A 6,956-nucleotide genomic window follows, 5' to 3' on the forward strand; every position below is an offset into this window, starting at 1 on the left:
GAGAAAATAGCAGACGCATCGGATCCCCTTCATAACCGAAAGTAGGTTGAACCCCAATAAAGACATTACCGAATTCTTTGCCGTAGATTAATAGATTTTGTCCATCACTGTTGAGATGTCCAGGTGGTGGTCCCCAATTTTCCTCTAAACGGACGGAATAGGGGGTTAAGCGTTCGTATTCCGGTACGGACATCCGATAGGCGATATTTAGCTCCGGACTATGGTATTGTGCGGTGGCATCATGGATTACCGCTTCCATCAGTTCCCGGGGAGATGCGGGTAAGTCCTGCAAGTCATAACCATTATTTTGTAACGCTTGCATCACCTCGTAGATAGAACCGAACACATCTAGATAGGCTGCGGTTCCCACATTCCCTTTATCGGGGGGGAAACTAAAGACGGTGATGGCGACTTTTTTATTGAGTTTCGGTTTCTTTCTTAGGGTAGCCCATTTTAGCGCCCGTTGAGCGATCGCTTCTACCCGATCCTGTAAAGCGATCGCTTTACCCGTCGCGCCATCCCGGCCCGATAATATAATAGGTTCGATCGCACCGTCTAATTCCGGAATAGCAATCTGTAGCGCCACTTGAATCGGGTGTAACCCCAAATCGCTTTCTTCCCATTCCTGGGTGGTTTGGAAAACTAGCGGTAACGCGCACATATAGGGACGATTGAGACGTTTTAAGGATTCTATCGCTTTCGGATGATCTTGTCGCGCTGGACCCCCCACTAAAGCAAATCCCGTCAGGGAAATTACCGTATCAACGATAGCAACCGCTTCCACTCCTTTTAAGCTTTTATCCCAGAAGTATTCCTCTACCGGTTTAGAAAAATCTAATCCCCCGGCAAAAACAGGAAGGACTCGCGCACCCATAGACTCGAATTCCTGCACGAGAGCGACATAATGAGCGTCATCACCAGTAACGAGGTGAGTTCTCTGTAAAATTAAGCCAACACAGGGAGCCAAGGGGTCTTTTAAGTCATCGGCAATATCACTGCGGTTATTGTACCAAGCGAAGTATTCCTTGACATCCTCGAACATTTTCATGGATAAAGGATGCCAGATACCCAGATCCGGATAAACTACCGGTTCCTTGTAAACTACGCTGTCATCCTTGTTATCGAAGACGTACTTATCGGCCAACATTAACAGGAAGTTCTCTAAATTTTCTGCCGAACCCCCTAGCCAATACTGGAAACTTAACATAAAGTTGCGTGCGTCCTGAGCTTTTTCCATGGGGAGATATTTCAGGACTTGCGGTAAAGTTCGCAATAACTTTAACATCGCATCTTGGAAACCAGCGCCAGAGTTTTCCCTGCGCTTTTTCATAAAGTTAGCGATGACACTCTTAGACTGTCCCAATTGGGCCATGGAAAAGCAACCTAATTTATTTAAGCGCATTACCTGGGGCATGGAGGGAAAGACAATCGCCGCGTCTAATTTATCCCGATGGGGACTGACAGCGGCCACAACTTTATCGGCTAAATCTTCGATAAAGATGAGAGAAGCAATGAAAATATTAGCTTTGGCTACATCCTCTTGAAAATTGCGATAATTTTCCCCATCGCGCAGTTCTTCGATTAAATAACCACTAATTTCGATCGCTAGTTTCCGGTTGTTAGCGTTGATTTCCCTGACCGCACTACTCAGCGCACTTTGGTACTGAGGTTCTAGCACGACATAGACCACCTTGACCAGCGATCGACCATTCAACGCGTCGGGAACTATGTGACGAATGGTGGACTTGACGTGAGTGAACATATATGATGGTTCTCCTTAGGATTGCTGAGTCTGGTATGAAGTGATTTTCGTCATCAGATGACGATCGCCCTTTGTTTAAGGTGTTTAGATATATATGTTTCTGTTTTGTATCAGAAAATGTCACCCCAATGAGCATTTACTCTGGGTTTTGACACAATTTGATAAATATCTTGCCATATTTTGTAACAGATGGTAAAGAGCTTTTTGAGTAAATGCTCAGGCCTTTCTTTACAAAAATTAATATTTAATCTATTGACTTTTAATTCCAAAAGTGTTATTCATTAGCACCTCAGACGAGATGTCCCTATTCAAGATCGGGGTTAGGATTCGAGGTCGTCTCGTACAGGGCCGCAAGTGCTATAACTCAATCAAGATCAGCTTTTTGTCCTTGTCCTAGACCTCTGGTAAAAATCAAAAATTGTTGTTAGGGTTAGGATTCAGTAGCAGGTAAGCTGTACTGGATTTAAACTGCCTATTGGAAATTTTAGTACAAATGCTCGAACTGGCAACTCCGGCGCTCCAGTGCAGTCTTAAGGAGTAATTTAGATAGTCAACAGCTTAATTATAGCGAGGAAATCAGGCAATAGTTTCAGAAAATTTGGCAAGTTTAGGTTGAAAAATCAACAATAAGGAAGTAAAGTTCTTAAAGTTTCGTTATGGTGGTAGAATTGGTTTATGGCTAAAAAGTTTTTATTTGATTCGATACGTCTATGACCGAGTTATTTGCTAGTGCAGCAGGCCGACATTTGCAAGATGCCAAAATTTTGCTGTCTAAAAACCGTTGGGACAATGCCATTTACCTAGCTGGTTATGTAGTAGAATGCGCTTTTAAGCTTTTAGTAGAACAGTATTTTAAAAATGATCAAAAAGCCGCTAAAAAATTCGGACATGATCTCAAGGAATTAGAAGGTAAAGCGAGGGAAAGATTAGGAATTCTCTATCCTCGTTTAGAGCAACAGTTACCAGTTTCTCGCATCCGGGGAACTGTCTTAGGGCAAAATCACCCAGAAAGAAGATATTATCAATCTGGATATTGGACTGAAGATCAGGCTAACTTGGCCGTTGAATGTGCTGAAGAAATTTATCGAGATATTATTCCCAGATTAGTGCTAAACGGTTATATTTCTAGTAAGGATATTTAAGATTCTGATGATTAGTTTTAGTGAAACTTTTGCTAGGGTAAGGGAATGCTTTCAGGATTCCAGTCTTGGTTCTCTTGTGGCCAAACTAAAATCCGTGATTATTATTCGTGATGTTGAGGGAAAAATTCGCTTATTTCTAGAGTTACAAGGGGAAGACAAGATAGAATCAAACGAAGAAAACCATCTATCTACACTCCTGTCTGAAAAACTTGAGGATTACTATGGCCGTGATATTTGGTGGCAAAAAGGAGAAGGAGATGCTTATAAAGCCCTGATTGATCTTATCATGAAGGAAAAAGTTAAGGCACCTTGGTTCGATGAATCGCCAAGCTTGGAATGGTATATTCTAGAACGTCATCTGGCTAAACAAGCATGGACAGAGAATAAAATTGGGCAGCAACTGCCTTGGGATTTTGAAAAAGTTGAAAAAGGATATAAACCAGCTATTGTCTCCTTTTTTTCCTTCAAAGGAGGAGTTGGTCGCACCACTACTATTGCCGCTACTGCCTTAACTTTAGCGCGGAATGGTCATCGAGTCGCTATAGTTGATCTTGATTTAGAAGCTCCCGGTCTGGCCACAATTTTTTCTAAAGATGTTGCCGCTAATTCTGGTGTCATGGACTATTTGCTAGAAAAGAAAGTTCAAAAAGACAAATGGAAACTGAGTTTAAAAGATATTAATGACTCAAATTTGTTAGGAGATGAAGGTGAAATCTTAAAATTGCTACCAGCAGGAAATGTGGATCAAGATTATTTAGAAAAATTGGCTCGTTTAGACTTTCAAAATCTTGTCAATGGTCAACTACAAGGCATTTTAAAACAAATGCTAGAAGAAATAGCAAGGTTAAACAGACCACTGGATTTTATTCTCATGGATGCAAGAGCAGGTTTTCATGATATTGGTGGTTTAGCTATTACTTATTTTTCCCATGCAGTGGTTATTTTTGGTACGGAATCTCGACAAAGTTGGGCAGGATTAACCCAAGTTATCCAACATTTAGCCCTATCTAACCCTGAGGATCCTTTACCATTAATTTTAGTTCATGCTCTCGCTCCATCTTTAGGAACAGTTGGCCGAGAAAGAGAGTTACGAAATTTTCGACAAAGAGCCTATACAATTTTCCAAGAAAACTATTATACTGAATCTGAAGATGTCCCTAACTCTAATGATACTGATGCACCATTTTTCCCGATAGTTGTCCCCTATGATAATAGTCTGCGGGGAGATATTGCCCTCTTTACTCGTGACTCACGGCACGATACTCCAGAAGAAAAAGAGAGATTAGCAAATCTCGTGAAAGTTATGACCGATTCTCCTTATCAAACTATTGCTGAAAAGCTTTGTCAATTATTTGGACGTGATGTGATTATAAACAATCGGTAAAAATTATGGCTGAATTCGATAAAAAAAAGTTACTGGAATTAATGGGAGCAGTTGCTCCTGGAAAAGCAACTGCTGAACAGGAAAGTGATGATGAAGACGTATTTCTCAAAAATTTCTTACCCGTGGTTGATTATAGAAAAGCTTTGGAGCCAAGCATTTTATTAATTCAAGGTGGTCGGGGTGTGGGTAAAACAGAATTATTTCGTTTACTAGCCATTCCCTCTGGACGAGAAGCTTTAGTTAATAGTTTAAATATTCGAGGTCTTGCTCCTTTAAATCAGACCAGATGGATTGCAGGATTTGGTCGCACTCGCAAAACTGCAAAACGATTTCCGTCACCAGAAATTATAGAAAAAGAAATGCAAAACGCTACTAATCTTGAATGGCGTAGTTTCTGGTTAGGATTGATTTTAGGTGTCATTTTACAGGAACAAGAATCTGATATTGCCAGCATTATAGGTCAAGAATTGGATCCAAATATTACTACTATTCTTAAAAATAGGTTATCGCTTTTATCAGAATGGAGAATTTTAGTTAAAGATAATTTTGAACATCTAAATTATGTTCTTGACAAATTAGACGAACAATTAATTAGTTCTGACCAATGGCTATTTATTACTTATGATGAATTGGATCGGTTATTGACTACTTATAATGCTCTAGCTAATCCGATTAGAGAATTATTAGCTTTTTGGCTCGATCGCTCTCGTCGTTGGGAGAGAATTCGACCAAAAATATTTCTTCGTACCGACCTATTTAGAGAGGAATTTTTGGGATTTCCTGATGCTTCTAAATTACAATCCCATCGGCTAGAATGGCAACGCTCTTGGCTCTATCAACTCTGGATTAAACGGTTAGCTAATTCCGATCAAGAAATGAGAGACTATTTACAGATGATCCCTAATTTAATTTATGAAAGCTCAACCCAACTAGGATGGAATGTTAGTAGTGATGAACGATTATTTGAAGAATTAATCGAAAAAATGATCGGTAAATATATGGGAGTTAGTCCTAAAAAAGGCATTACCTACCGATGGATACCTAATCATCTTCAGGATACTGGGGGTAGAATTGCTCCTCGCTCTTTTCTAAAATTATTCGACCTAGCGGCAGCCAAAAGATTAGAACGTTTTGAACAACTGACCGAGCTATACCTTCTACAACCCCCTGATCTCCAGAGTGCTTTAATGGATACTTCAGAGGATAGAATTAAAGAATTAGCACAGGAAGAATATCCTTGGTTAGAATCTCTAAAAACTAACTTAGAAGGGTTAAAAACTCCTATGCCGAAAGAAACTTTTTTAGAGGCTGTGCGCTCAACTAAATGGAGTCCTGAAAAAGAAAACAAACCTCCCGTTCAGGAACCTGAAGGGATTGTGCAATATCTAATACAATTGGGTGTGGTGGAAAGTCAGATTGATGATCGAATTAATATACCTGAAATTTATTCATATGGGTTTAAAGTTAAACGTCGCGGTGGGATTCAACGTCCTCAATAACTTGAGGATATCGACAATAATTTTATGTAGAATAAATAGTAAAATACATGAAGCAATAATAACTAATACTGGCAGATTTTAACAGTTGATAACTCCGATAGTTAATGTGTATTAGTCGGTGATAAACCCTTATTATTTTCAGTAATCGATCGACAATGTTTTTTAATTGGATAACTTTACCCTATTTATTAATTAATCCTGTTTTAATTCCCTTGAGTATAGCTCGATCGGAAACTATTCTTGCTCAAGAAGTCAGCGATCCTAATTATCAAAAACTGGTGCAGTACGCCCAAAATCAACAACTCGATCGCTTACCCATGGCCGATATAATCCAGAATATCGCCGCTCAATTTTTAGGAGCAAAATATCAAGCAGGATTACTCGATCGCTCTCCTACAGAAAAATTATTTATCTCTTTAAAAGAGTTTGATTGTGTCCTCTTTGTGGAAACAGTTCTCGCTTTGAGTCACAATTTTGCTTTAAAAAATTATCAGTATTCTGCTTTTAGTCAGCAGGTTTTAAATCAGCGTTATCGCCACGGTATTCTCGACGGTTATTGTAGTCGCCTGCATTACTTTTCCGATTGGATTAATGACAACCAAAAACGAGGCAATCTAGAAAATATTACTCACAAATTAGGAGGAATTACTCTTGACAAAAAGCTCAACTTTATCAGCAAAAACCGCCATCTATATCCCCAGTTAAAAACTCAAAGTAATTACCATTGTATTCAACAGTTAGAACGGCAATTAGAAAGCTTATCCTTAACCTATATTCCCACCGCTAAGATTAAAGATATTTATCCACAACTGCAAGCTGGCGATATTATCGGTGTCGTGACTAATATCGCTGGTTTAGATACCACCCATACCGGTCTAGTTTATCGCTTTGCCGATGGCAAAATTGGCTTAATTCATGCCTCTCCTGCTGGTCAAGTTACCATTGCTAAAGACCTAGAAAAATATATCACTAAAGTGGACAAAGCCATCGGTATTTTTGTCGTTCGTTCCCTTGATCCAAGAAATAGGTAGGGTTTGCTGAATAAATCTAAAAACCTTGTTGGATAAGACTTTTAGACCTTTTTGAAATCCAAAAGTGCCTGGCATGGGAGTGATCAGGGGGAAATTCAGGTACTTTTTCCCTGAAAATTAGGTAATTGACCCCCTCAA

5 protein-coding genes are annotated in these 6,956 nt (G+C 39.5%); 4 read left to right on the top strand and 1 reads right to left on the bottom strand.

Translation table 11 applies throughout. From position 1 onward, the window contains the following. Positions 1-1,762: cobaltochelatase subunit CobN (locus tag PX481_RS26920; protein ID WP_288096998.1), on the bottom strand; the 1,762-nt coding region annotated here is incomplete at its 3' end. 710 nt (positions 1,763-2,472) lie between these two features. On the opposite strand from PX481_RS26920, the gene PX481_RS26925 reads away from it, so the two are divergent. The 4 genes from PX481_RS26925 (at position 2,473) to PX481_RS26940 (ending at position 6,818) form a co-directional block, all read left to right on the top strand. Further along, positions 2,473-2,904, top strand: a complete 432-nt coding sequence (locus PX481_RS26925) for a HEPN domain-containing protein (RefSeq protein ID WP_288097000.1) — start codon at positions 2,473-2,475, stop codon at positions 2,902-2,904. Between the two features lie 7 nt (positions 2,905-2,911). Then, on the top strand, positions 2,912-4,288 hold the full coding sequence (locus PX481_RS26930; RefSeq protein WP_272080589.1) for a KGGVGR-motif variant AAA ATPase: 1,377 nt from the start codon (positions 2,912-2,914) through the stop codon (positions 4,286-4,288). Between the two features lie 5 nt (positions 4,289-4,293). Beyond that, a complete protein-coding gene (locus PX481_RS26935; protein ID WP_288097003.1) occupies positions 4,294-5,787 on the top strand; it encodes a P-loop ATPase, Sll1717 family in 1,494 nt (497 codons plus the stop codon). 155 nt (positions 5,788-5,942) lie between these two features. Continuing rightward, positions 5,943-6,818 carry an N-acetylmuramoyl-L-alanine amidase-like domain-containing protein gene (locus PX481_RS26940; protein ID WP_004163343.1) on the top strand — a complete coding sequence of 292 codons (876 nt, stop codon included), beginning with the start codon at positions 5,943-5,945 and terminating at the stop codon, positions 6,816-6,818. Positions 6,819-6,956: the final 138 nt, after the last annotated feature.

The sequence above is a fragment of the Microcystis sp. M53603_WE2 genome, from assembly GCF_030065435.1.

Bases quoted from the DNA above. Each gene is read 5' to 3' on its own strand.
- PX481_RS26925 (WP_288097000.1), top strand. From the start codon at position 2,473: ATGACCGAGTTATTTGCTAGTGCAGCAGGCCGACATTTGCAAGATGCC.
- PX481_RS26940 (WP_004163343.1), top strand. From the start codon at position 5,943: ATGTTTTTTAATTGGATAACTTTACCCTATTTATTAATTAATCCTGTT.
- PX481_RS26935 (WP_288097003.1), top strand. From the start codon at position 4,294: ATGGCTGAATTCGATAAAAAAAAGTTACTGGAATTAATGGGAGCAGTT.
- PX481_RS26930 (WP_272080589.1), top strand. From the start codon at position 2,912: ATGATTAGTTTTAGTGAAACTTTTGCTAGGGTAAGGGAATGCTTTCAG.